1 protein-coding gene is annotated in these 515 nt (G+C 66.0%); it reads right to left on the bottom strand.

Annotation, left to right across the window (positions count from 1 at the left end; genetic code table 11):
• Positions 1-257, bottom strand: a 257-nt coding sequence (locus F8274_RS30830) for an acetyl-coenzyme A synthetase N-terminal domain-containing protein (protein WP_305070076.1), incomplete at its 3' end; no start/stop codon positions are given.
• Positions 258-515: the final 258 nt, after the last annotated feature.

Genomic DNA, 515 nt, shown 5'->3' with positions numbered 1-515 from the left:
TAGGAGACGTTCAGGGTGCCGTCGGTGAACCAGCCGTAGTTCGGCGCCTTGCGGTCATCCAGCGTCACCGTAAACGGCTTCTTCCAGGCCAGCTCCTGTCGCGCCAGCCCCGCCCAGAAGGCGACGGAATCCTTCTCCGCCGCCGCGCGCAGTTCGGCCAGCTTCGCGGGCGTGACGCGGGCCTTGGCGGTGAAGCCGGCGTCCGGATGGAAGACGCGGGTTTCCCCGAGTACGGACTGGATCTTGTCGTTGCTCATCTGTTGTTCCTCTTGTTCCTCTGGCACCTGTTCATCGGGCCCGGCTGCCGGCCTCTGTTCGTCATCCTGCGGGGGCTTCGATCATACGCCAGGCACCGCGGTTCCTTCATCGTGACTTTGGTCGTAGCGAAGCCCAAAAAAAGCCCCGGGCGGAGCCGGGGCACAGGGCTTTGCTTGGCACGCGCCGCCGGGCGCCGCCCTGACTAGTGCGAGCTTGCGCTGGAAGCTCCGATGCCGGTCTGGGAGCGCACGAACTGC

This window comes from Micromonospora sp. AMSO31t (assembly GCF_008868175.1).
Classification (GTDB): Bacteria; Actinomycetota; Actinomycetes; order Mycobacteriales; family Micromonosporaceae; genus Micromonospora.
The sequence above is the reverse complement of the archived record's forward strand: the minus strand, read 5'-3'. Positions and strand labels throughout refer to the sequence as shown.